General features: G+C 71.3%; 22 protein-coding genes and 3 pseudogenes. 11 read left to right on the top strand and 14 right to left on the bottom strand.

The features are described from left to right. Positions 1–12: 12 nt before the first annotated feature. A pseudogene (locus tag O7614_RS04555) lies at positions 13–215 on the bottom strand (winged helix-turn-helix domain-containing protein); the annotation flags it as partial. A gap of 214 nt (positions 216–429) precedes the next feature. On the opposite strand from O7614_RS04555, the gene O7614_RS04550 reads away from it, so the two are divergent. Genes O7614_RS04550 through O7614_RS04535 form a run of 4 tightly spaced genes read left to right on the top strand, consistent with a single transcriptional unit; the run spans position 430 to position 3278 of the window. After that, complete coding sequence (locus O7614_RS04550) at positions 430–1731, top strand: GTP-binding protein (protein WP_278137238.1); 1302 nt, start codon at positions 430–432, stop codon at positions 1729–1731. Beyond that, positions 1728–1988: a type B 50S ribosomal protein L31 gene (locus O7614_RS04545; protein WP_278137237.1), complete on the top strand. Its 261-nt coding sequence runs from the start codon at positions 1728–1730 to the stop codon at positions 1986–1988. Before O7614_RS04550 ends, O7614_RS04545 begins: the two co-directional genes overlap by 4 nt. Further along, positions 1985–2854 (top strand): class I SAM-dependent methyltransferase, encoded by an 870-nt coding sequence (locus O7614_RS04540; protein WP_278137236.1) that lies wholly within the window; start codon positions 1985–1987, stop codon positions 2852–2854. The genes O7614_RS04545 and O7614_RS04540 overlap by 4 nt, the downstream gene beginning before the upstream one ends. Position 2855: 1 nt before the next feature. After that, positions 2856–3278, top strand: coding sequence for a Fur family transcriptional regulator (locus O7614_RS04535; protein ID WP_278137235.1), 423 nt, complete (start codon positions 2856–2858; stop codon positions 3276–3278). Between the two features lie 57 nt (positions 3279–3335). Here the strand turns inward: O7614_RS04535 and O7614_RS04530 are convergent. After that, positions 3336–3500, bottom strand: a pseudogene (locus O7614_RS04530) (transcriptional repressor); the annotation flags it as partial. 8 nt (positions 3501–3508) lie between these two features. Then, positions 3509–3648 (bottom strand): annotated as a pseudogene (locus O7614_RS04525) (methyltransferase domain-containing protein); the annotation flags it as partial. Between the two features lie 75 nt (positions 3649–3723). Here O7614_RS04525 and O7614_RS04520 point away from each other — a divergent pair. From O7614_RS04520 to O7614_RS04505, 4 genes are all read left to right on the top strand, one after another. Continuing rightward, a complete protein-coding gene (locus tag O7614_RS04520) occupies positions 3724–4176 on the top strand; it encodes a hypothetical protein (RefSeq protein WP_278137234.1) in 453 nt (150 codons plus the stop codon). A gap of 102 nt (positions 4177–4278) precedes the next feature. Continuing rightward, complete coding sequence (locus O7614_RS04515; protein ID WP_278137233.1) at positions 4279–5001, top strand: class I SAM-dependent methyltransferase; 723 nt, start codon at positions 4279–4281, stop codon at positions 4999–5001. 297 nt (positions 5002–5298) lie between these two features. Beyond that, positions 5299–5436 carry a hypothetical protein gene (locus tag O7614_RS04510; RefSeq protein WP_278137232.1) on the top strand — a complete coding sequence of 46 codons (138 nt, stop codon included), beginning with the start codon at positions 5299–5301 and terminating at the stop codon, positions 5434–5436. Continuing rightward, positions 5426–5992: a hypothetical protein gene (locus O7614_RS04505; protein ID WP_278137231.1), complete on the top strand. Its 567-nt coding sequence runs from the start codon at positions 5426–5428 to the stop codon at positions 5990–5992. Before O7614_RS04510 ends, O7614_RS04505 begins: the two co-directional genes overlap by 11 nt. A 41-nt stretch (positions 5993–6033) precedes the next feature. Here O7614_RS04505 and O7614_RS04500 read toward each other — a convergent pair whose 3' ends face one another. Then, the gene (locus O7614_RS04500) at positions 6034–6273 is read right to left on the bottom strand and encodes an NAD(P)-binding domain-containing protein (RefSeq protein WP_278137230.1); all 240 of its coding nucleotides are present in this window, start codon (positions 6271–6273) and stop codon (positions 6034–6036) included. Beyond that, positions 6270–7217, bottom strand: a complete 948-nt coding sequence (locus O7614_RS04495; protein WP_278137229.1) for an SDR family NAD(P)-dependent oxidoreductase — start codon at positions 7215–7217, stop codon at positions 6270–6272. Before O7614_RS04495 ends, O7614_RS04500 begins: the two co-directional genes overlap by 4 nt. 251 nt (positions 7218–7468) lie before the next feature. On the opposite strand from O7614_RS04495, the gene O7614_RS04490 reads away from it, so the two are divergent. Beyond that, a complete protein-coding gene (locus tag O7614_RS04490) occupies positions 7469–8299 on the top strand; it encodes a peptidoglycan DD-metalloendopeptidase family protein (RefSeq protein ID WP_278137228.1) in 831 nt (276 codons plus the stop codon). Positions 8300–8371: 72 nt separating this feature from the next. On the opposite strand, the gene O7614_RS04485 is transcribed toward O7614_RS04490, so the two are convergent. Then, positions 8372–8938, bottom strand: coding sequence for a TetR/AcrR family transcriptional regulator (locus O7614_RS04485; RefSeq protein ID WP_278137227.1), 567 nt, complete (start codon positions 8936–8938; stop codon positions 8372–8374). Positions 8939–9071: 133 nt separating this feature from the next. On the opposite strand from O7614_RS04485, the gene O7614_RS04480 reads away from it, so the two are divergent. After that, complete coding sequence (locus O7614_RS04480) at positions 9072–9500, top strand: hypothetical protein (protein WP_278137226.1); 429 nt, start codon at positions 9072–9074, stop codon at positions 9498–9500. Between the two features lie 11 nt (positions 9501–9511). After that, positions 9512–9886 carry a hypothetical protein gene (locus tag O7614_RS04475; protein ID WP_278137225.1) on the top strand — a complete coding sequence of 125 codons (375 nt, stop codon included), beginning with the start codon at positions 9512–9514 and terminating at the stop codon, positions 9884–9886. 264 nt (positions 9887–10150) lie between these two features. Here O7614_RS04475 and O7614_RS04470 read toward each other — a convergent pair whose 3' ends face one another. The 8 genes from O7614_RS04470 to O7614_RS04435 all read right to left on the bottom strand — a co-directional run bounded on the left by O7614_RS04470 (position 10151) and on the right by O7614_RS04435 (position 20796). Beyond that, positions 10151–11539: a glycoside hydrolase family 6 protein gene (locus O7614_RS04470; protein WP_278137224.1), complete on the bottom strand. Its 1389-nt coding sequence runs from the start codon at positions 11537–11539 to the stop codon at positions 10151–10153. 208 nt (positions 11540–11747) lie between these two features. Beyond that, complete coding sequence (locus tag O7614_RS04465) at positions 11748–13052, bottom strand: cellulose binding domain-containing protein (RefSeq protein ID WP_278137223.1); 1305 nt, start codon at positions 13050–13052, stop codon at positions 11748–11750. Positions 13053–13276: 224 nt separating this feature from the next. After that, positions 13277–14422 carry an alanine racemase gene (locus O7614_RS04460; RefSeq protein WP_278137222.1) on the bottom strand — a complete coding sequence of 382 codons (1146 nt, stop codon included), beginning with the start codon at positions 14420–14422 and terminating at the stop codon, positions 13277–13279. After that, on the bottom strand, positions 14419–16014 hold the full coding sequence (locus O7614_RS04455) for an IucA/IucC family protein (RefSeq protein WP_278137221.1): 1596 nt from the start codon (positions 16012–16014) through the stop codon (positions 14419–14421). The genes O7614_RS04460 and O7614_RS04455 overlap by 4 nt, the downstream gene beginning before the upstream one ends. Further along, positions 16011–17639 carry an IucA/IucC family siderophore biosynthesis protein gene (locus O7614_RS04450; protein ID WP_278137220.1) on the bottom strand — a complete coding sequence of 543 codons (1629 nt, stop codon included), beginning with the start codon at positions 17637–17639 and terminating at the stop codon, positions 16011–16013. The genes O7614_RS04455 and O7614_RS04450 overlap by 4 nt, the downstream gene beginning before the upstream one ends. Continuing rightward, a complete protein-coding gene (locus O7614_RS04445) occupies positions 17632–18804 on the bottom strand; it encodes a siderophore biosynthesis protein (RefSeq protein WP_278137219.1) in 1173 nt (390 codons plus the stop codon). Before O7614_RS04445 ends, O7614_RS04450 begins: the two co-directional genes overlap by 8 nt. 28 nt (positions 18805–18832) lie before the next feature. Next, positions 18833–20089, bottom strand: coding sequence for an MFS transporter (locus O7614_RS04440; RefSeq protein WP_278137218.1), 1257 nt, complete (start codon positions 20087–20089; stop codon positions 18833–18835). Further along, on the bottom strand, positions 20086–20796 hold the full coding sequence (locus O7614_RS04435; RefSeq protein ID WP_278137217.1) for a siderophore-interacting protein: 711 nt from the start codon (positions 20794–20796) through the stop codon (positions 20086–20088). The genes O7614_RS04440 and O7614_RS04435 overlap by 4 nt, the downstream gene beginning before the upstream one ends. Positions 20797–20859: the final 63 nt, after the last annotated feature.

Here is a 20859-nt window from a genome sequence, read left to right as displayed (position 1 = left end):
GTTCGGTCAGTCTCACGCCGGGTCGCCCACGATCTCGACGGCGCAGTCGGTGCCGGGGCGGTAGCCAACACCGCACAGCGTCGTCACCACCGGCAGGTCCGTGCCGATCTTGGCGCGCAGCCGCCGGCCGTGGACGTCCACGCCGCGCGGCCCCGTGCAGGGCTGCCCCAGACCCGATCCAGCAGTTGCCGTCGGGTGAAGACCTGGCGTGGATGTTCGGCCGTCGCCGCCCAGAAAGGCCGGCAGAGCAGCTAGTCGATCGACGTCCACTTCACAGCCGCCCGGGCCGAGCGTGAGGTGGACCGTGGCGGTGAGGACGTCACCGGCCTCGCGCGCCGGCGGCGCCCCCACCGACACATCCCTGTTCGCCTCGACGGCTCGCATGTGCTTAGAATGACAATCGTTTTCAAGTAAGTCGAGAGGAATCTGATGTCGTCGTCACCACAGGCCCCGACCCATACCGTGACAGCCGACGCCGATACCCGCCCATCGCTGACGGTGCTGTCCGGGTTCTGGCCAGCGGCGACCTTCGCCGTCGCCCGGGCGTTACTCGCCGCCGACGAGTCGCTGCTGCTGGTGCGGCACGACCTCACCGGGATCCGGCAGGGTCTGGTCCGTCGGGTGGTCCGGTCCGGCGGCGGCATCGTCGAGGACGAGCAGGTCGAGCTTCGGCACGGCTGCGTCTCCTGCACCCTGCGCGAGGACGTGCTGCCCACCCTCGTCCGGTTCACCCGCAGCCACCCCGGTCAGGACCTGGTGCTGATGCTGCCCGAAGTGGTCGAGCCCGAGGCGGTCGCCGCCGCCTGCGCCCACTGCCTCGTCGACGGCGCACCGATCACCGACCTCATCCGCATCGACTCCTACGTCACCGTCCTCGACGCCGAACACCTCCTCGACGGCCTGGCCAGCACCGACGACCTCACCGCCCTCGGCATCCAGGCCGCCGACGACGACCACCGGGCGCTCGCCGACGTCGTCGTCCGGCAGATCGAGTACGCCGACACCCTGCTGCTCTGGGGCCAGTCCCGGGAAGGCGAGTTCGACACCAGCCGGATGGCGGTCCTGCTGCAGCGCATGGCACCGTGGGCGGCCCACCTCCGCGTCGACGGTGACCTCGTCGACGCCGACACGCTGACCCGCCAGCTGCGCCACACCCACCGGCACCGACCAGAGACCCCCGGGGTGCTCGCCCGCGGCCTGCAGGGCTACACACTCGGCACCCACGAGCCGGAATCCGACTGCGGCGTGGTCTCCGCCGTCTTCCGCGCCCGCCGCCCGTTCCACCCGCAACGCCTGCACGACGCCCTGGAAGACGTCAACGCCGAGATGATCCGCTCCCGGGGCCACTTCTGGCTGGCCAGCCAACCCGACACCGTGGTGGCCTGGGAGTTCGCCGGCGGCGGCCTGGCCATGGGCTCCCTCGGACACTGGCTGGTCAGCCTGCCCGAGGACCGCTGGGACCACGTCGAAGACCAACGCCGCCTCGCCGCCGCCATGGACTGGGACCCCTACTACGGCGACCGCCACCAGCACCTGGTCTTCATCGGCCTCGACACCGACCCCGTCGAGCTACACCACACCCTCGCCCGCTGCCTGCTCACCGACGCCGAACTCGCCGACGGCGAAGACACCTGGCGCACCTATCCCGACCCGTTCGCCGGCTGCTTCCCCCTCGGCGCCGAAGAACTGACCGACACCGACACCGACACCGAAGGAGTACGACCCGCATGAAGCCCGGAATCCACCCCGACTACCGACCCGTCGTCTACCGCGACAAGGGCGCTGACTTCGCCTTCCTCACCCGCTCCACCGCCACCAGCGACCAGTCCATCGAGTGGACCGACGGCAACACCTACCCCGTCATCGACGTGCAGATCTCGTCCGCCAGCCACCCCTTCTGGACCGGCAAGCAACGCCTGCTCGACACCGCCGGCCGGGTCGAGAAATTCCGCCAGAAATACGCCCGCCGCGGCCCCCAGAACAAGTGAGCACCGACGCGCCGGTCGACTGGACCGAGCTGGCGCCACAGCTGGTCGACGCGGCCCGGCGCGACCGCAACTGGTACCTGATGATCGCCCGCGAGCTGGTCGCCCCCGGCGATCGGCTCGCGGTCGACGTGGGCTGCGGCGCCGCCGGGATGTCCCTGGCCATCGCCCGGATGATGACCTGCGGCCGGGTCGTCGCGGTGGACGCGCACCAGACCGTCCTGGACGCCGCCCGCGACCACATCAGCGCTGAATGGTCGGACCGCCGGGTACGCATCGAGCCACTGCGCGTCGACATCCCCGCCGAGACGGCCGCTCTGCGGGAGGCGCTCGACGCTCCGGCGGACCTGGTCTGGGCATCGGCCTCGGTACACCATGCCGGGGACCAGCAGGCGGCGGTCACCGCCCTCGCCGGTCTGCTCGCCCCCGGCGGACGGCTGGCTCTCGCCGAGGGTGGTCTGCCGGATCGCCACCTGCCCTGGGACGTCGGCCTCGGCGAACCCGGTCTGGAGGTCCGGCTGCACGCCGCCCAGGACCGCTGGTTCGCCCGGATGCGGGCGGAGCTGCCCGACAGCCGGCGGATGCCGTACGGGTGGACGGAAGCACTACGACACGCCGGATTGTCACCGGTCACCACCCGCACCGCACTGGACGAGCAGCCGGCGCCGCTGCCCGACACCATCCGGTGGGCCGTCGTGGAAGCCCTCGCCGGACGGGTCAGCCGGCTGCGGCCCACCGGTCTGCTCAGCGCCGCCGACCTCGACGCCTGGGACCACCTCCTCGACCCGGCTGGCAAGGAGTGGCTCGGTCATCGCGGCGACCTGTTCCGGCTCTCCGCTCGCAGCGTGCACCTCGGCGTACACCCCTGAGATGGCCGCCCCTCTCGTTCCGGAGGCGCAACTGCGGGTCGCCGGTCTGACACCCACCGCGCAGCGCCGCGCCGTCCTGGCGCTGCTGGTCGGAAGATCCCGCCCGCTCACCGCTCAAGAGGTACACGCCGAGCTCGTCAGCACCGTGCGGCACATCGGCCTGACCACCGTCTACCGGGCGCTGCACAGCCTCGCCGACGCCGGCCTCCTGCACACCTTCGACCTCGACGGCCAGCGCGCCTACCGTCACTGCGGCACCGCACCGCACCAGCACCTCATCTGCACCCGCTGCGAGACGGTGACCGAGTGCCCACCCGAGATCGTGACGAACTGGCTCGGCGAACTGCACCAGCACACCGGCTTCACCCCGCATCCTGACCGGCTCGACCTCCTGGGCGTCTGCGCGACCTGCGCCGGCACGTGAGGACGGCGTCGCGGAGCGGGTCGAGGCAGGGCAGATCACTGTCCCTCCCGGCGGAGGTCAGCGGGCGCACTCCGCGCAGACGCCGAAGATTTCCAGGGTGTGCCCCACCTCGGTGAAGCCGCGCTGGGCGGCCACCTGTTCGGCCCACCGCTCCACGGCGGGCCCGGCCACCTCCACCGTGCGCCCGCACTCGCCGCAGACCTGATGGTGGTGGTGTTTGCTCGGTCTGCCGGGTGGAGCAGCCGCGCGTGCGCTTGAAGGGCCTGCCCGGGGTCGGCAGCAGGAGGACGACCAGCCCGGTCAGGACCGCGTCGAAGCTGCCGGCCGGGAAGCCTGGCTGCTGGGCGTCGCCCACCCGCACGTCGACCTCCCGGTATTCGCAATCAGTAAAAAGGTGCGCACTATTGCATGTATTTTGGAGACGAAGCGATCTCAGGAGGACCAGATGAGCACCGGCACCATGCACCCGACCCACACCGACGAGCACCGCCACACCCACGGACCGGAGTGCGGGCACCCCAGCGTGGAGCACCTCGGACACGTCGACTTCCTGCACGACGGGCACCTGCACCACGCCCACGACGGGCACTACGACGAGTGCAGCACCGACGGCCACCGCCCCACCGGGCAGCACGAACACCGCCACGGCGACGGATGCGGGCACGTTGCCGTCGCGCACGACGGGCACACCGACTACCTGCACGACGGGCACGTGCACCAGGCACACGACGACCACTACGACGAGTGCGCCTCCGGCGAGCACGTAGCCGCCGAGGAGCACGACCACGTCCACGGCGACGGCTGCGGTCACTCGCCGGTGCTGCACGGCGACCACCTCGACTACATCCACCACGGCCACCGACACGCGGCACACGCCGGCCACTACGACGAGCACTGAGGCTCCTTCCGGGACGAGCGGTCCACCCGTGGGGCGCGCCCCTGCGGTGCGGCCCACCCCACAGGAGGTGCTAACGGAAATCATTTCCACTATGGTGGCGGGGTGAGCGACGAGTACGCGATCTCCGGTGAGTACCTGCATCTGCTCAGCGAGCCGGCCTGGCAGGCCCTGCGCACGCCGGTGACCGAGGCGCTGCGCGGCGCGGTCGGTGACGCGGCCCTGCTCGACGTTGGGGCGGGAAGCGGCCTCGGCACCGAGGTGCTCACCGCGGCCGTCCCCGGCGCCGACGTGGTCGCGGTGGAACCGTCGCCGGTGCTGCGGGCGGTGCTGTTGTCCCGGATGGCCGCCCGGCCCGACCTGCGCCAGCGGGTCACGGTCGTCGCGGCCGACGCCCTCGGCGTCGACCTACCGGCCCGCCTCGGTGCCGTCCTGGCGATGAACATGATCGGCCACCTCGATCCCGACGGACGGCGCACGTTCCTGCGCCGGGTGGCCGAGCGCCTCGCACCCGGCGCACCGCTGGTGATCAACCTGCAACCACCGACAGAACCCGTGCCGATTCCTTACTCCACCTTCAGCACGGTGCGGGTCGGCCGCCACACGTACGAGGGCGGCGGGTCCGCCGAACCGTCCGGCCCGGACACGGTGACCTGGCGGATGCGCTACCGGGTCCGCGACGCCGACGGCACCCCGGTACGCGAGGACCATGCCGCATACCGCTGGTACGTCACGTCGGCCCGCGTTCTGCTCGCTGAGCTCACCGACGCCGGCCTGACCGGCGAGGTCGGGCCACTGGACGTGGTCCGGGCCGTACGCCGGCCCTGATACGTCGGCGATCCGGGGCCGAGGCACTCGTCCGCCGAGGCTGTTCGCGGAGAGCGTCGTTTCCCGATATGGAGGGTTTCGCCGGCCGCCCGTCTCACTGCGCGGTGTGGGGTCTGTGGTTGGCCGCCTCCTGATGGCGTTTGCCGTTCGTCGGCACGGGGGCCGTCGGATTGCCGTGAAAATTCGCGCGATGGTCGTAGCGGTCGCGTGAAAGTCGTCGACGGTGGCTGGCCGGCGGGGCTGACATGGATGTCACGGCGGGTCCGATGCGCGGGCCCGGGCTGGTGGAGGCATGCGGTGAGTGTCGATCGGGGTCCTGGGCGTGTTGCCGATGGTGGGCCGACGCCGTTGGGTGTCGAGGTGGCTGCCGGTGCGGTGGTGGTGACCGGCGTCGCGCTGGTGGCGGCGGTGTTCGGTGGGCCGGATGGGCGCTGACGTCGTGCCAGCCGCGCGCGCCGGGGAGGCTTCGGCGGAGGCGTTGTCGATTGCGGTGGAGTTGGTGACGGGGCGCGGCCGGGACTGGTGGCCGCGGCCCGGTCGGGTTTTCGCGGCCAGTGCGGCGCACACGTTCGCGGAGTTCGCCGAGGCGGTCGATGTCGCCTTCGGCCGCTGGGACCTGGGTCACCTGCGGATGTTCGTCCTGCCCGGCGGGGTGCAGGTGAGCTTGTCGGCCTGGCGGGCGGGTCCCGCCTTTCCGGGCACCCGTGACGGCCGGTCCTGCCGGCTGGAGATGCTGCGCCCCGGGATGTCGTTCGCCTACGTGTTCGACCTCGGTGAGGACTGGACGCATCTGTGTACGGTCAGCCGTGCCGCCGACACCTGTCCCGCGCCGCCGCGCGCTCCGCGCCCCGTCGGCGGCTGGGGAAATCTGCCCGACCAGTACGGCCGCTCCATGCCTGGTGAGCCCCCCGAGGCGTGCCCCGACCGCCGCTCGACGGCCATACTGGGGGACCTGCCGCCGCTGCTGCCGTTGTGGGGCCGACGCGCCTGATCCCCGGTACGCATCCTGACGTGCGACGGTCCGGCCACGTGTCAGGAGCGGAGAAACTCCAGCAGATCGAGGATGTCGTCGTCGTCACGCAGGCACAGCAGCAGGACGTCCACCGCACCGGCGAGCGCCGCGACACTGTCCGCGACGGTGAACCCGGTTGTGTCGAGTGTCCGCAGCGATTCCGGTCGGCGGGCCCAGACGTGCAGGTCGTACCCGCCGCCGACCGCCCGCGCCATCGGCGCGCCCTGATCGCCGAGGCCGATGAGACCAGCGGCGTTCATCGGGCCCCACCCGACGTCGTCGCGCCGGCCGTCATCAGGTCCGACGCCACGTTCCAGAGCCGCTCGGCGTTGCCCGGGTCGACCGCGTACGCGGCCACACCGCTGTAGTCGGCCGGCCGTTCGGTCACCACCGGCGCCTCGGCGCAGTCCTCGAAGTAGCGACCGCCGATGCCGTCGAGCAGCGGGGACGCGGCGAGCAACACCGAGGTCGCGGCACCCTGCTGCGGGGTCTTCTGCCGTTCCTTCGGGGTACGCAGCCCTCCGGTGTGCTTCTGCAGGCCGGTGGCGATGGCTCCGGGGTTCAACGCGTTGGCGTAGATGCCCTCGCCGGACCAGCGGCGGGTCGCCTCGACGGCGAGCAACGCCTCGGCGCTCTTGGACTGCCCGTACGCCAGCAACGGGTCGTACGGACGGAACGCGAAGTGCAGATCGTCGAAGATCACCGGGGAGAACAGGTTGCCACTGGAACTGACCGACACGACCCGCGCCCCTCCGGCGGCGGCGAGCGCGTCGTGCAGGCCGACGGTCAACGCGAAGTGCCCCATGAAGTTGGTGGCGAACTGCATCTCCCAGCCCTCGGCGGTGCGCTCCAACTCCGGCAGCGCCATGATCCCGGCGTTGTTGACCAGGATGTGTAACGGCTGGTCCCAGTCGGCGACGAATCGGCGTACCGATTCCTGGTTGGCCAGGTCCAGCTCACGGACGGTGACCCGGTCCGCGCCGATAGCGGCGGCGATGTCGGCGGCGGCCTGCTCACCGGCGGCCACCCGGCGGACCCCGAGCACCACCTCGGCACCGGCGGCGGCCAGCGAGCGGGCGGTCTCCACGCCGATCCCGGCAGCCCCTCCGGTGATGACAGCCCGCCTACCGGTGAGATCGACCCCGGCGATGACCTCGTCGGCGGTCGAGGTGAAACCGAACGGGGTGGTGATTCGCTCAGTCATCTCTGTCCCCTCTTCCGATCACGCTTACGGCAACCACTGTCACTCAACCAGCGGGCGGGGTCCGGGTCCTGGTTTTCCTGGTAGTGGCAGGACCAGGATGAGCGCCGGTCACCGCTCCTTCGACGGGCGGCTGAGCACGCCGGCCCACCGCGCGAGGAGGCCCACCGGGACGGACCGCATCTGAAGCCCTCAGATCCGAAACACCAACTCCGGGCTTGCCCCGCAACGGACGATGGCCCTAAATTTCATCGATGATCCTCAACGAGGAGCCGCCCCCCGACCTTTCCCGGAACGCCAGCTACGGCGATCTGGGGCCCGAGGATCTCGGTGGCATCGCCTACCTGCGAGGGCTCTCGAGGCGGGGGTTCCTCACCGGCGCCGCGTTGGCGGCGTCCGGGGTGTCGGCCGCCTTTGGTCTGCTGCCCGGCTCAGCCCAGGCCGCTGGCAGCTATCAGCGGCCGTGCGGAGATGTCCGGATCTCCAGCTCTTGGCAGGATCACCGGAACCGGACGCCGCCCTCGGGTGAGCCGGGTACCGACTACGCGGTCGGCATCGGCACTCCCGTCGTGGCCGCGGCGAACGGCACGATCCGTTACGTGAAGACCGACACCTCCACCGCGACCGGGCGGGTCGTGGGGATGGCCCACGACGACGGCAACTACACCCGGCACCTGCACCTGTCGTCGATCGCCGTCTCCACGGGTCGACGCGTGTCGCGAGGCCAGACGATCGCGTACTCCGGCGCTTCGGCGAACGGCAGTGACTCGGGTGTCGGACCGCATGTGCACACGAGTCTGTGGTTGAACACCGGCAGTCCGACGAATTTCCGCGCGACTGTCGATTTCGAGACCTACGTCGGAGACGTCACCACTCCGAACCCGCCCGACCAGGAGGTAGACGAAGTGTTCATCGCGAACGTGAAGGGAAACTGGTACCTGGTGGTGCCCCAGGGCACCGGTAAGCCCCGGGCGGTGGTCCTTGGTAGCGACAGCAACGCTGCCGCTTCCGGCATCCCCGTCCTGAACTTCAGTTGGGATCCGTCGATCAATGCACTCAGGGCCGCGGTCGACGGCATCGGCTGATTCAGCGGAAGGTGTTCGGGTCGATGAACTCGGACACCACAGTCTGGCGAGGGGGTCCGGCCGGCCTCGCCGTCAGCGCAGCAGCGCCAGCCGGTCGATGACGGAGTCGCGCAGCTCCGGTGGCCACGGGAACAATGGCGCCGCCACCTGGAGCTGGGCGAACCCGTGCAACCCGACCCAGAGGGCCGTCGCGTCGCCGAAGGGGTCCGCGCTGGCCGACCGTCCCGCCGCAACGCAGTCGGCGAGCGTACGCCGGAAGATCTCGAAGGCTCCCATGCCGAGAACGGCGAGCTCGTCCGCCATGGCCGGGGCCCGCTCAAGGGCCTGCCCGGCATCCCAAACGGCACCGAACATCACCCGGTACTGGTGGGGCCGGTGTTCGGCGAAGGTCAGGTAGACCGCGCAGATCGCGCGCAGGCGGTCGACCGGATCCGCGTCATCCGGTACGCCCAGTTCCTGCTCCAGGATGCCGAACGCGCGTTGCGCGACCGCGAGCAGAATCGAGTCCAGGTCCGGGAAGTGCGGATAGATCGACGGTGCGGAGATGCCGGCCTGCCGGGCGACCGCCCGCAGGGTCAGGTTCTGCGGTGTGCCGTCCTCCAGCAGCTTCATCGCGGCGTCGACGATCTCGTCACGCAACTGAGCACCTTCGCCGCGCTTGTTGCGGGCCCGTGTTCGCGGTGTGGTCACACGTTGACTTTACAGGTGTTAGGCGACCATGTAAGTTAACGGTTGTAAGTTTACATTCGTTTCCAGAGAAGGAGACTCCCTCATGACCGCCGCGACTGCTACCCGAATCGACATCGCCACCCCCACCCACCGCGCAGACCTCGCCGGCCGTGGGCTGGCGGCCCTCGCCTCCCTCGCCACCGGCGTCGCGTTCGTCAACGGCGTGCTGCTCACCATCAACGCCAGCGACGACCGTCTGTTCATCGAAGGCTGGCGAGTGTCCAGCTTCGGCATCTTCGCCGCGCTCTTTGCCCTGCTCGCGGTCAGGCCGCGCCAAACGGCCGGTGTCTGGGAGGTCGTGCTCGTCGGCAAAGCCGCTCTCGTCGTGTTCGGCGCGCTGATCGGAGACGTCCCTGAGGCACGCCTGTCGGCCATCATCGACTTCGGGCTCGTTGCCGTCGTCGCGGCGGCCTACGTGCTGTGTCGCGGCTGGCTGGCGTGGCGTCCCGCGACCACCAACCCGGCCCGATGACGGGGACGACCATGCCCTCCACCTCACTTCCCCACAGTCAGGAAGGCAGCGCCCGGCGTGCGGACCGGACCGCCATCATCTCGATCTGGGCGGTCCCGGTCCTGGTCATCGGCCAGTTCGCCATGCTGGCAATCGTCCCGGTCACCCTTGCGCTGATCGTCAGCCTGCGGCACGCCCATCTCCGCGGAATACGCCGCTGGACGGTCGCTCTCGCCGCCGCCTACGCCACACCACTGATCCTCTGGGCCATCGGGCCCGAACGCGCCCCGAGCCTGTCCAAGGACATGCACCCGGTCTTCGCCGCACTGATCGTCGTGGCCGCGCTGGTCGCGGGCGCGGCCTTCCACCTCGGTCGTCGACGCCCGAGCACGCCTATCCGGCCGTGAGGCGAGCCGTCGGACGTGCGGCGACCTGTCGAGAGACGCGAAGGTCACGTAGGCCGTGCCGTCCGGAGCGATGGCGACGCGTCCAGTTCCCGAAGCGTCCGGGCCAGTTCCAGCCGGGCGATGGCCGACACGCCGTGCCGGCGGTGCCCGGCCCGGGTGCTGGCGGCCGGCGACCAACGAGCGTCGGGCCGCCTCGTACCGCCGGACGGCGACGGGCCCGGCGCGGAGGGTGTTCCTCCGCGCCGGGCCGCGGCATCGGGTGGATCAGGCGGTCACGCAGGTGGCCGTCGTGCCCGGACCGGTGCCGGTGCCCTGGAAGCCGAAGTTGGTCGACTGCCGGCCGGGGACGCGCCCGTTGTAGCTCACGTTGCGGAACTGGACGGTTCCGCTGGTGCCGCTGGCCTGGGCGTTCCAGGTGCCGGTGACCGCGGCACCGCTCGGCAGCACGATGGTCACCGTCCATCCGTTGATGTCCGACATGCCGGCGGTGACCGTCACGCTCGCGGTGAACCCGCCGGCCCACTGGTTGATCGCCACGTCCGCGTAGCAGCCGCCGCCGGCCGGCGGCGTGCTGTTGGGGGGAGTGGTCGGCGGGTTCGTGGTCGGCGGCGTGGTCGTCGGCGGCGTGGTCGTCGGCGGCGTGGTGGTAGGTGGCGTGGTCGTCGGCGGGTTGGGTGCGCCGTTGGCCAGGCTGAAGGCCAGGTCAGGCTGGAACGAACCGGCCGTGTAGCGGCAACCGTCCGCCTCCCCCGGCGGCTTCACCCAGAGGTACGCGTCGATGTTGGCGTCGCCGGTGTTCGTCGTCGGGTACTGCCCGATGCGCCGGTCGGTGTTGTCGTCGCCGCACCAGTCCCCGCTGGCACCTCCGTTGCGGCTGGTGTCGATGACCTGACGCTTACCCGAGACGCCCATGCCGTTGAGGGAGGAGATGACCGCCCGGCCGAAGTTCGCCTCACTGGAGGTGGAGTTGTAGTTCGACACGTTGCTGAAGAAGCCGTCGGCGTACTGCACCCCGGCCGCCCGGAGCCGGTTGGCCGTCTCACCCGCGCTGTTCCAGGTCGAGTGGCCGGCGTCGAGGTACACCTTGGCGTTGGGGTTGGCCGACTTGATGGTCCGGGTGGCCGTCGAGATCGCCTGGTTGCGCGCGTTGATTTCACTGCTGCTCAGGCAGGTCAGCAGAGCGAGCGAGTCGGTCTCCAGGATGATCAGGACGGTCTGGTTGCCCAGTCCTCTGGCGAAGTTGGACACCCACGTCTGGTACTGGTTGAGATCCGGCGCCCCACCCGCGCTGGCTCCGCCGCAGTCCCGGTTGGTGATCTCGTAGACCGCGAGCACCGGGATCTGCTGTGCTGCGTTGGCGGCGCCGATGTGCTCGGAGACCTCCGCCTGCACGGTGGACGGGTTGAAGTTGGCGAACCAACGGGCCTGCGGCTGACTCGCGATCTTGTCGCGGATGACGCCGACACGCGAGTCGCCGGGGTTGGCGGCGACCCAGCGGACGACTGCCGAACTCGGGTCGCGGTAGAGCGATCCGGACACCGTGCCGGCGGACGCGCCGCCGACGGCGAAGCAGACGGCTGCAGCGGCGGTGCCCGCGATGGCCGCCACACTGATGGCCGCCGATCTGCTGCGGAGCGGGGAGAGGATAGCCACGACGTGTTTCCTCCTGATCACATTGATGTATCTAAGTTTGTGGGAGCGTTCCCATGGACGGTAGCGGAGGCGCGCTCCCCTGCCAAGGTGTGCAGACTCGTCGATGCGACATCAGCCGCGTTGCGGGGCGCGGCTCGCGTACCCGCGCCGTTCCCACACCTGTGGGGCCCGGAGCAAGCCAGCTCCGGGCCCTCCTTCGTGCCGTCGGTCAGGGGCTGGTGCAGGTGACGTTGCCGGGTGGGGTGGAGCCGTCGCCGGTGGCGGTGAATCCGAACGTGGTCGAGGCGTTCGAGCCCAGCGTGCCGTTGTAGGCGGCGTTGCGCACTGTGACGTTCCCGGTGGTGCCGGAGTTGACCCCGCTCCAGAGGCTGCTGATGGCCTGGCCGCCGGCCAGGGTCAGGCCCACGGTCCAGCCGTTGATCGTCGTGGCCGTGTTGTTGGCCACGGTCACCTCGCCCTGGAAGCCGCCGGGCCAACTGTTGACCGCCCGGTAGGTGGCGGTGCAGGTGCCCGGTTCACCGGTGGGCGGCGGGGTCGTCGGCGGCGGGGTGGTGGGCGGCGGGCTCGTCGGCGGCGGAGTCGTCGGAGGCGGAGTCGTCGGCGGGGTGGTCGACTCGAACTGGCTGAAGAACCTCCAGATCTCCCCCGAGGTCCACGTGCGGGAGTCGTTGGGGCTACCGGAGCCGTCGACCGGGCTCGGCGTGTGGTCGCCGTCGAACGCGGCCCACTGCACCGGGTATCCGGCTCGGCAGCCGGAGTAGGCGGTGGTGATGTGGGTGAGGCTGCCCCGGCTCGGCTCGCGAGGGCTCTGCGCGGTGCAGCCGTTGTTCCGCACGAACGTGTCGCGCAGTTGCCGACCCTGGGAGATGTTCAGCACGCTGTCGAAGGTGCCGTGGATGCCGAAGTAGGCGACGGGCTGTGTCCCGCCGTTGCAGCCGCTGAGGTTGGCGCCGGATATGACGGTGACCGCGCGGATGACGGTGGGTCGGGCGCAGGCCACCGCGTAGCTCATGGCCCCGCCGTAGCTCCAGCCCAGCGCGAAACGCTGGGTCGTGTCGACGCAGAGGTCGTTCTCGACCTGCCGGGAGATGTCGTCGAAGAGAGTCAGGTCCCGGCCGTTGGTGTTGGCCCAGCCGGCGTTGAGGCCCTGCGGCGCGACGAAGATCGCGCTGTTGTTCGACAGCGGTTGCAGCCCGTAGTAGCCAGCCGAGGTGACGTTGTTCGCCGAGCCGTTCAACCAGTGGAAGCCGAAGATCAGTCGGTAGGGGCGGTTCCGGTCGTACCCGTCCGGGATCCGCAGGTTGTAGGTACGACTCTGCCCGCTGCTCTGGATCGTGCGCGTTCCACTGGTGAGCGTGGGGGCTTTGCCGCAACCGGCGGTCGCCGCGAGAGTGCCGTTGGTGGCGGCGACCGCTGTCGCACCGAAACCGCCGCTCAGTGCGCCGCCTGCGGTGGCCGCGAGGAGAAGTGCCGCGGCCGTGATGGATGGGAGGAGATACCTACGTTTCAGCATTGCCTGGGCTCCTTGCCGTAGGGCTGCGTCGGCCAGCGACGGACTGCGATCGGCTGGCATCGACTCGGGTGCCCGGACGGGTCACGGCCTGGGAGTCGGCGGGACAGGGCGTGCGGCGGCACGTCTTCGCCGACTAGCTGCGGTGACCGGGAGCGTGCCCTTCACTCCCGGGTGAAAGATAGCATGTTATCGATAACACGCCGAGCTGGTCAGGTCGCCGGACGTCACGTTCCGGGCGGTCGGGCCGCCCACTCGGCGGCCACCTCCTGCGGGTCACCGGTCCGGAACAGCGGAGGCTCGTGCAGCAGGAAGTCGCGGTGACTGATGTTCCAGGCGTACGCCCCGGCCATGCCGAAGGCCAACACGTCACCCACGCCGATCGTCCCGGCGGTGGCCGAGAAGGACAGCACGTCCTTCGGGGTGCAGAGCTGCCCGACGACGGTGACCGGCCCGCCGTCGGTACGCGGGCCGTCCAGGTCGTACCGCCGGTGCACGCTGAATGGCTGCGCGTGCCCCTTCGCCGCCGGCGTGCGCAGGTGGTGGGTCCCACCGGCCACCACCACGAACCACTCGCCGTAGGAGCGCTTCACGTCGACGACCTCGGTGAGGTACGCCCCGCAGTAGGCGGTGACCGACCGGCCTGGCTCGATGCGCAGCCGCACTCCCGGATACGTGTCGAGGACGTCCGCCAGTGCCCGACCGTAGGCCACCCAGTCGAATCGGGCCGCCGGGTCGGTGTAGTCGACGGCCATGCCTCCGCCGACGTCGACCTCGTCGGCACCGACCTCGGTGACGGCCCACCGGACGACAGCGGCCGCGACCGTGCCGGCGAGGGAGGCGTCCAGCCCGCTGGCCAGATGAGCGTGGATTCCGCGTACGTCGATGCCGGCGGGCGGGCGGCGGGCACACTCGACAGCCTCGGCCGGGTCCATACCGAACGGGCTCGGCCCACCGCCCATGACCAGGCTCGCGCCGGGCGCGTCGACCGGCAGGTTCACGCGCAGCAACACCTGGGCCGACCGACCCGAGGCGGTGGCCAGCGCGCCGAGCCGCCGAAGCTCGGCGGGTGACTCGACGTGGATGCGGTGCACATCGGCGGCGAGAGCGGCGGCGAGGTCCGCGTCGGTCTTGCCCGGCCCGGCGTACGCGGCGGGAGCCCGGCCCGGCAGCAGCTCGGCCAGCCTCCGCAGCTCGCCACGGCTCGCGGCCTCGAACCCGTCGACGACCGGGGCGAGGGTCCGCAGCACACCGGGATCCGGGTTGGCCTTGACCGCGTAGAGGAACTCCACCTGCCGGGGCAGCGCCGCCCGGATGGCGCGGACCTCGGTGGCCAGCGCGTCGAGGTCGTGGACGTAGACGGGTCGCGTCATCGGGGACCGCCCATCGGGTTGGGCACCGACACGAAGGGCGCCGCCCGGTCCGCGTCGCGCCGCCACCGGACCAGCAGGTTCGCCTTGGCCGGCAGCGGTTCCCCGGCCAGCAGCGCGCGCAGCTCGGGTGGATCGTCGAGATCGGTCGCCACCGCGTCGAGGACGGTCCGTAGCTCCTGCCACAGTCGCCGTTCGATTCCGGGTCGCGCGTCGGCCAGTGCCCCGCAGATGCCACCGAGGTGGTTCACGAAGAGGCAGTAGACGATCCGCCGACAGGCGTCCCCGGACCGGTAGCGGACCTGCGGGGGGACGCTGTCGGGCCAGCCGACCAGCCGGTCGGCGTCGAGTTTCACCCCTTCCAGGTCGCGCAGCAGCATGCGTACCGGGCGGCGGTCGCGGTCGAGCACGACGACCACGTTCTGCAGGTGTGCCTCGTGCACGACCCCGTGGCGGAGCCAGCACCGCAGCACCGCCGGCACCAGCAACCCGACGTACGCGCGCCACCAGGCCACCGGGTCCGGTGTCACCAGCGGCGTGGCGGCCAGCGCCGCCGCCAGCACCGGGGTGTCCCCGGGACGCAGGTGCGGGCGCAGGCCGGTGCGCAGGATCGTCCCGTACGCCTCGTCCGGGCCGGGAACGTCCACGGTGCGGTAGGCGGGTTCGGTGAGCAGTCGGACGCCGTCCGGCATCGGTACCCGGGCCAGCAGGTCGGTCAGCGCCACCGCCCCGGTGAGTTCGTAACGGGCGTTCTTGCGCAGGCAGTTGGTGATCCGTACGTGCAGACTGGTCTTGACGAACAGGTCGGCCGCCGGGGCGTAGAGGGTGCGGACGCTCGCCGTCGGCCGCACCGGCACGCCGGCCTCGCCCAGGTCGCGCAGGCGCGCGTGCGTCGGCGGGAGCAGGGAAAGCTGCCAGGGATGCACCGGTAGGACGCGGTGCCCGGCCGGGGGGCGCGGCGGTTCGAGGGCGGCCACGAGAGAGTCGAACGGCCCGGCGCCGACGACCAGATCGTCCGGTACGGCGAGCCAGTGCAGCCGGAACGACGTGCGCAGCTCCGGCGCGTACGCCCGCCAACGGTCCGGGTCACCGCTGCGCCATTTCGGGGTGGGGTGGTACGGGTGGCCGAAGACCAGTGACTGTTCGGAGTCGACGTACGCGTCGATGGCGGGCTCGCCGGTGGGCTTCGGGTTCTCGGCCGGTCGGTCGGCCAGCAGTCGGGCCACGGTGTCCCGGCTGGCCTGGACCTGCTCGACGAACTCGTCGTTGACCAGGCCGGTACGGCTGGTGAGTTCGGCCGCGACCAGGCGGGCCAACCCGTCGGCGTCGAGGTCCGCCCACCGGCCGCTGTCGGTCGTCCGCTGCACCGGGCCGACGTAGCGGTGCGCCCCGAGCGGTGAGTTCCGCGCGACCTCGCAGCGCACCGTGACGTCGAGGTTGGGCAGCAGCAGGTGGGCGGCATCGTCGACCACCTTCGGGGTGGCGTCCGGCAGGGCCAGCTCGCGGACCAGGCAGCCGAAGACGGCGTGCGCGGCGGCCAGGTCGGCGAGCCGACCGGTGTCGGTGCCCGGCCGGGAGCGCAACTGGGCGCTCATCGTGTCTCCCGGAGGTAGTTCGGGCCGGTACGAAGGTAGTACTTGTTGATGTCGGCACAGCCCAACCGCTGTTTGGGCAGCAGGGTGCCGGCGGTGAGCATCGCCTTGATGGGCAGGTGGGCGGCCCGCAGGACCCGCTCGGTGAATGTTCGCGCGGTGGGTCCGTCTCCCCAACGGTCGCGGGCGGCGGCGAGCCGGGGTGCCAGCGCGTCGGCGGGTGACGGCACGGGCAGCCCCCGAGCGGCCAGCGCGACCAGGGGCGCGGCGGCGGCCAGGTGCAGGGTGATGGTGATGAACACGTCGGCCAGTTCCTGCGGGTCGCGCGCCCACATCCGGTCGTCGTCGAGGACGAGCCCGCCCGGGCCGCCGTGTCGCGCGTCGAGTCGGGCCCCGTCGTTGTCCTTGTAGAGCAGACCGACAGTGCCGTCGGGATGCACCAGCAGGTGGATGTTCTGCGGATGCGCTTCCAGGGCGATCCCGTGCCGCAGCCAGAGGTGGACGTGCCAGTCGAGCAGCAGGTCCAGGTAGGACTCGAGCAGCGTCACCGGTCGCTCGGGGCTGATGCGTTCGAGGACCGTTCCGGCGGCCGGGTCGGCTGCGGCGAGGGCCGCGACCGGCACCACGTGCACGCCGGCCAGATCGCGGGGGAATCGGCGCAGGAGGAAGCTGCGCCGCTCGTCCCCGTCGACGTGTGCCCAGGTGCCCTCGTCGGCGTGCCGGATCCGCCCGGCGAAGGTGGGTTCGGCGTTGGCGATCCGGTCGAGCAGCACTGCGACGGCCGCGCCGTCAGCGAGTGAGCCGGGGCGCAGCGTGCGCCGGTTGCGGGCGCCGAGGCTCGCGGTTGGTAACGGCAGTTTGAGATGCAGGTACGGGTCGTGGTCGAGCGCTACCGTCCGCATGGAGAGGGTGGGCCGTGCGGTGATCGCCGGCAGGTCCGTCACCGGTAGCGCGTCCCGTGTCGCGGTGATCGGATGCACCGGCATCAAGACCTGGTCCGGTCGCTGCGGGCTCGGCCACCAGGGCGGGAGCTCGCCGGTGAGCCGGACGTCCTCGGCGGGGACGGCATGCCACCGCAGCGTGAGACGCGGGGCGTGTTCCGGGGCGTACCGGAGCAGTTCGTCGTCACCGAGACCGTGCCGGCACCGGTCGGTGGGGTAGACCGGGTGGCCGTGGTGGGCGGCGAGCACGTCGTCCAGGAGCGCCGCCGGCAGGCCCGTCGGGGTGCTCGAACGTTCGGCGGCCACCGCGGCGAGCACCCGTTGCCGGTTGCGGGCGGCGAGCCGCCGGGCCCGCAGGTCGGCGCGGCACTCGACGCCGAAGTCCCGCCAGCCGGCCTCGGCCTCGGGGCTGCCGCGCGGGGCGAGCAGCGTCAACAGCCCTTCCAGCGTGTCCATGCGCTGGATGTCGCCGTCACCGTCGAGCAGCAGCACGATCGGTGCGGCACTGCGCAGGGCCTGCTGGAACCCGTCCCCCCGCACCGGGACGCGCAGCACACCGGCGGGATGCGGCACCTGCCACCAGTCGGGCCCGTCCGCTCGGCCGGTGCTGAGCAGACCGAGGTGATCCTCGCGCAGCAGTGCGTCGAGCACCCGGGCGAAGAGCTCCCGCTCACAGTCGTCAGTCACCGACGATGGTCCACTGGAGATCGCTGCGGAAGGCGGCCAGCGACTGCCGGACGCTGCCCTCGTCGGGGCCGACGGCGTGCAGCACGGCGAGGTAGTCACGGTTCGTTCCGGTGCGGTCGGCGACGCGGCCCACCTCGCGCAGCGGATAGCAGGCCAACCGGACGTCGCCGTGCACGGCCTCCACCCGGCCCGGTGCGGTGACGAGGCGTCCGGGTCGATCCGCGCACACATACTCGACCTGGGCGTACCTGTCGACGGTGGCGGGCAGGTCGAGAGCGGTCAACGGCTCGCCGAGGTGCAGGCGGATGACGTGCTCGAACAACGGCACGTCGAGCAGTTCGGCGAGGATCAGGTCCATCCGGTCGCCGATGAGCCGGTAGTTCACCTCGATCAGCCGGACCCGGCCGTCGGAGATGACGTACTCGGTGTGGCAGGCGCCGAAGCCGACCCCGAGCGCGTCGAGGCGCGCCCGCAACCGGGTGCTCTCCCGCTCCGCCGGGGGCGACCAGGCGAGGCTCTCCTCGGTGAAGGTCGGTGGCGGCCCGAGGCCGGTACACCAACCGCCGAGCGACGCCAGCGCGGCGCCGTCACCGAGGGTCTCGAAGGTCCGCAGCTCGCCGGCGAGGTACTCCTCGACCACCAGGGCCACCTCGGGGCGACGGCCACGGATCTCGGTGACCCGGGCGGTCAGCTCGGGCTGGTCGACCACCAGGTACACGTCCTCGCTGGCCACCCCCGCCCGGGGCTTGACCACGGCCGGGAACATCCCGGCCGGAACCTGTGGTACGGCACCGGGGTCGATGGTGACGGTGCGTACCAGGTCGAGCCCCGCAGCCGCGATCGCCCGGCGGGCCGCGGCCTTGTCCTTGCACAGGCGGGCGGCGTCGGGGTTCTTGCCGGGCAGGCCCAGCTGGCGGGCGGCGATCGCGGTGACCTCCTGGAGGTGGTCGCTATTGGACAGTAGCGCCACCGGTGGGCTCGGTGCCGTCGCCGCGACCACCGCGGCCGCGTCACGGACCGCGCAGAGCGCCACCGGAACGTCCGCCGGCCACTCCGCCGGCCGGTCGGTCAGCACGGTGACCGGAAGCCCGAGCGCCGCAGCGGCGGGGAGGAACCCGTCCACAACGGAGTCGGTGGGGTTGAGCGCGGTCAGGTACAGCCGCAACGACGCCTCCGCCGGCCATCAACCGTTGTCACGCCGCAGCCTTCACACCGTCCCCGGTCGGTTGCGCTGCCGGGTCGGCGACGGGACCGGAGCCGCGGGGGAACCGCCGCTGGTGTGCGAGACCGAGGGCGACACCGGCGGCCACCAGCACGATGGCGGCGACCGCGACCGCCGGGTAGCCGACCCGGTCGGCGGCCGCGAGACCGATGGACGCGGCCACGAACGAGCAGACCAGGCCGAACGACGACAGGACAGTGAAGTCGGTGCCGCCGGTGTCGGGGCGCGAGTAGTCCATGTTGACCGTGTAGAGCACCACGTTGGCGATCGTGTAGGCCACCATGAAGCAGCAGAGCGCGGCGACCGTCGCGCCCAACGGCGCGCGACCGTTCATCAGTGGCAGCAGGAGCAGGGTCGACACCGTGAGGGCCGCACCGCCGACCACGAGGACGCCGCTGCGGCCGAACCGCCCGATGCCCAGCCCGGCGACCAGCCCGGCCACGATGGCCGGGGCGCTGGTCACCACCCCGGTGACGACGCCGATCCGGCCCAACGACCAACCGGCGTCGACCAGGGCGGGCGTCACCAGGGCGTACGCCATGCCCGCGCCGACGTAGACCAGTGGCACCACACCGAACGTCCACCACCGGCAGCCCGGCTGGCCGAACACCGACAGCAGCGCCCGGTAGGCGGGGCCGATCCCGGCGACCCGATCGGTACGGGGAGGCTCCCGGAACCGCCACACCACCAGCAGGCCGACAGCGGTCATCGCGGCCAGCAGGCCGATCGCCGGAACCCAGCCGAACCGGTCGTAGACCAGGACGCACGCTCCACCGCCGAGCAGGTTGCCGAGGTAGCTCGCGGCGACCTGGATCCCGTTACCGGTCCCCCGGCTCGACTCGGCGAGCATCCGGACCGCGACGGCGTCCACGGCGATGTCCTGCGTGGCGGAGAAGAAGACGTACGCGGCGCAGATCGCGACGATCGGGCCGAGCGCGTCGGCCGGGTCGGTGAACGGCAACAGCGCCAACAGCGCGAGCACCAGGGCGCTCTGGAGCACGAGCAGCCAGGACCGGTAGTGACCGCGGTGGCGCGAACCGTACCGGTCCAGGACGGGTGCCCAGAGGAACTTGATGGGCCAGATCAGGCCGACGATCTGCAACAGGGCCAGGGTGTCCAGCGAGGTGCCGCCGTCGCGCAGGATGGCGGTCAGCCCGACGGTGATGAAGCCGACCCCGAGGTACTGGGTGACGTACAGCGCGGTCAGCGTGCCGAGCCGGCCCTTCATGCGGCTTTCCAGTAGCCGAGGGAGGTGACCCGGTCCTTGTCGACACCCAACGTCCGCCGGATGTGTCGGGTGATGCCACGGGTCGTGGCCGCCTCGCAGGCCACCCAGTAGTGCCCCGCGCCGCCGGTCGGCAGGGCCGCGCAGACCGTGTCGACGAGATGTTGACCCCCGTCGCGCCGCGGCACCCAGGTGACGTCGTGGTGCGCTCGGGCGCGCGGCACGAGCGCCTTCTCGCCGTCGTGGGCGTACTCCAGCCAGACCGTCGCCGGGATGTCGGCGCTGGCGTCGAGCAGGCTGTTCACCGCGGGTAGGGACGCCGCGTCGCCGACGAGGTAGAGGTGCTCGGGTGCCGGGTCGGGCAGTTCGAACGCGCTGCCCTGCACTGTCGCGCTGATGGTGTCGCCGATCTGGGCCGTGGTGGCCCAGCGGGCCGCGCAGCCGTCGTGGATGGCGAATTCGAGGGTGAATCGGCCGGTGGCCGGGTCGGGGTCGACCAGCGTGTACGCCCGCTGGTGTGCTCGGCCGTCGTTGTCGAACCACAGCCGGATCCACATCGTGGGGTGCACCCCGCACGCCTCCAGCAGGCCGCCGCCGTCGAGCAGGAGCCGCTGGTAGTGACCATCGATCGACTCGGTGCCCAGCACGGTCAACCGAAAGTCCCGGCCTCCCATGGCCTTGAGGACCAGGGCCTCCCAGTTCCGTTTCACGCACCCCTCCAGGTAAGGTCATCCTTGGTTAGGGGAGGTTAACCTAAGTCACGTCCTGGAAGG

This window comes from Micromonospora sp. WMMD961 (assembly GCF_029626145.1).
GTDB lineage: Bacteria > Actinomycetota > Actinomycetes > Mycobacteriales > Micromonosporaceae > Micromonospora.
Note: the sequence above shows the minus strand (reverse complement) of the source record. Positions and strands in the feature narration are given on the sequence as shown.